The following is a 3,057-nucleotide window of genomic DNA, read 5'->3' on the forward strand; positions in this document are numbered from 1 at the left end:
AAATTTTCAAAAAAACATTTTTTAAACCTACTCAAACGAATTAGCCAATAACCAGCTTAGCTTTCTTAACCCTTGCTATTTCTACTCTTCGGCCTATCCTTTACAAAACAAAAAGATACGTCTTGTACAGGCTAGAGCATGTTAAAAAATCTGAGTATCAAAACCCGGCTTTTTGCCATAGTAGGTGTGGCCGTTCTTGGTCAAATCCTGGTGTGTTGGTTAGTCCTTTCTGGTTTAAAGCAAAGTATCCTTGAAGAAAAACGCCTTTCCACTCTTTACCTGTCTCAGGTTGCCGTAGCTTTAGTCAATAACTATCACAGTAAAGTCGGTGCAGGCGAATTAGATGAGGCCAAAGCAAAACAACTGGCATTAGCCGAACTGAAATCTCTTCGCTATAAAGAAAACGACTACTATTTTGTCATCGATCAACAAGTCACCATGTTGATGCACCCGTTCAGGCCAGATCTGGATGGCAAAGATGTCGCAAGTTTTAAAGATAAACAAGGCGAACCTTTGTTCCAGAATATGGCCGATGGCGTAGCTGATGATGGCTCGCACTCAGTATTTTATAACTGGCCTAAACCTGGTGCTACGGAAGAAGTGCCTAAAATTACTCACGTAGAGTTGTTTAAACCCTGGGGCTGGATAGTGGGAACCGGTATTTATATCGATGATGTAGATGCGTCTTTTTATGAGGTCGTAATGCAACTGGCCGTTCTGGTGGTGCTGGTAGTTGGTTTAATGTTGGCTTTGAGTTGGTATGTGACACGTTCAGTGGTCAAACCTATGACCGATGTTGTTTCCGCCATGCAAGATATCGCATCCGGAGATGGCGATTTAACAGTGAAACTTAGTTACGACGGCAAAGATGAATTAGCCGCATTGGCTACCGCTTTCAACCTCTTTGTTGGCAAAATACGTCAGTTGATTACGTCAGTCAGTGTGACTTCAGTACAAGTAAGTGAAAGTGCGGTAGATGTTGCTCGCATATCTCAGCAAATTTCTAGAGAGAGTGTGCAACAGCAACAAGAGACCGATATGGTCGCAACCGCTATTACTCAAATGAGTTCTGCCATCGCTGAAGTGGCCCAAAGTGCCGAGCAGGCGAATCATGAGACAGGCCAGGTTGAAACTTTGGTTCAGCAGGGCATGCAGTTGATGAAGGCGTCGGTAGACAGCATTCATACGCAAAGCCAAACGATAGAACAAAGCTCAGTCGCCGCCGCTTCTTTATATACGTCGTCGCAAAATATCAGCCATGTCCTGAATATCATTAATAAGCTGGCGGACCAGACTAACTTACTTGCACTGAATGCAGCCATAGAGGCGGCTCGAGCCGGTGAACATGGCCGAGGCTTTTCTGTGGTTGCTGATGAGGTGCGTACTTTGGCACATCAAACGCAAAAATCGACTCAGGAAATCTCCGGTATTATTGCTGAGCTGCAACAAGGTACTCAACAAATGACTGCGGCTGTACAGGAAAGTAAAACAGCGGCAGAACTGAATATCAATCTGGCTGCTCAAGTGCAGCAAGCCTTGACAGATATTGCCAATTCCATAGCCCAGATTTCTGATATGAACGCGCATATAGCGACAGCCGCCGAGCAACAAAGTGCGGTGGCCGGTGAAGTGGATCAGAACGTACATACTATTAGTCAGTTAGTGCATCAGACCGCTGGCGCTATTAAAGGCAGTGATCAATCGACCCAACGTTTGACTCAACTGAGTCAGGATTTAAAAGAGCTGGTGAAGCAATTTAAGGTGTAACAACTGCTTTTCTATAATAATCGCTATTTCTGTGTATAAAACGGGCAAAAAAGTCTCTTTTTTGCCCGTTTTGTTTTATTTCTGAGCGAACGGGCAGGAATATCATCAAATTGTCATGTTAGGGGTTGTGCAGGATGAAAAACTCCCTATAATGCGCGCCATGCCAACGGGGTGGTGCGAAAGCAGCTCTGGGGTGGTTTTGAAATGAAGTGAAAAATGATGCAAAACATCGCTTGACACGAGATTGAAAATCACTAAAATGGCCGCCTCGCAACGCGGTGGAGCCGAAAGGCTCAAAAGTGAAGCGAAGCAGGTTGAGTGGGTGAGTTTGATAAATAATTTCAAGCCGCTACCTTGACACAAATTCTGGGAAGTGTAAGATACGCCTCCCGCTGAACACGGTTCAGCATGCTCTTTAATAATAAGCAATCAATCATCTGTGTGGGCACTCACGGTTTGGATTCTGCAGCGAGCAATCGCAAAAGAATATTAATCAGTGAAGTGACTTATACAGTTATCTGTTCGAAAGAGCGGATGTTTTAAGTCAGTGATACTGAGCAGCTACTTTTGTAGCAATTAAACTTTAATTGAAGAGTTTGATCATGGCTCAGATTGAACGCTGGCGGCAGGCCTAACACATGCAAGTCGAGCGGGGTTTTCGGACCTAGCGGCGGACGGGTGAGTAATGCGTAGGAAGCTGCCCGATAGAGGGGGATACCAGTTGGAAACGACTGTTAATACCGCATAATGTCTACGGACCAAAGTGTGGGACCTTCGGGCCACATGCTATCGGATGCGCCTACGTGGGATTAGCTAGTTGGTGAGGTAATGGCTCACCAAGGCGACGATCTCTAGCTGGTTTGAGAGGATGATCAGCCACACTGGAACTGAGACACGGTCCAGACTCCTACGGGAGGCAGCAGTGGGGAATATTGGACAATGGGCGCAAGCCTGATCCAGCCATGCCGCGTGTGTGAAGAAGGCCTTCGGGTTGTAAAGCACTTTCAGCGAGGAGGAAGGGTGGTGTGTTAATAGCACATCATTTTGACGTTACTCGCAGAAGAAGCACCGGCTAACTCTGTGCCAGCAGCCGCGGTAATACAGAGGGTGCAAGCGTTAATCGGAATTACTGGGCGTAAAGCGCACGTAGGCGGTTTTTTAAGTCAGATGTGAAAGCCCCGGGCTCAACCTGGGAATTGCATTTGAAACTGGGAAACTAGAGTGTGTGAGAGGGGGGTAGAATTCCAAGTGTAGCGGTGAAATGCGTAGAGATTTGGAGGAATACCAGTG

General features: G+C 46.2%; 1 protein-coding gene and 1 rRNA gene. Both read left to right on the top strand.

Annotated elements, in window-relative coordinates:
- The first annotated feature begins 138 nt into the window (after positions 1 to 138).
- Entirely contained in the window at positions 139 to 1,767 is a 1,629-nt protein-coding gene (locus SD53_RS12280) for a methyl-accepting chemotaxis protein (RefSeq protein WP_046520530.1), read from the top strand.
- Positions 1,768 to 2,351: 584 nt separating this feature from the next.
- Positions 2,352 to 3,057: ribosomal RNA gene (locus SD53_RS12285) — 16S ribosomal RNA — on the top strand; the annotation flags it as partial.

Source organism: Rheinheimera mesophila (assembly GCF_000986865.1).
Lineage (GTDB): Bacteria > Pseudomonadota > Gammaproteobacteria > Enterobacterales > Alteromonadaceae > Pararheinheimera > Pararheinheimera mesophila.

Excerpts from the sequence above, each read along its gene's own strand:
- SD53_RS12280 (WP_046520530.1), top strand. The coding sequence starts at position 139 with ATGTTAAAAAATCTGAGTATCAAAACCCGGCTTTTTGCCATAGTAGGT.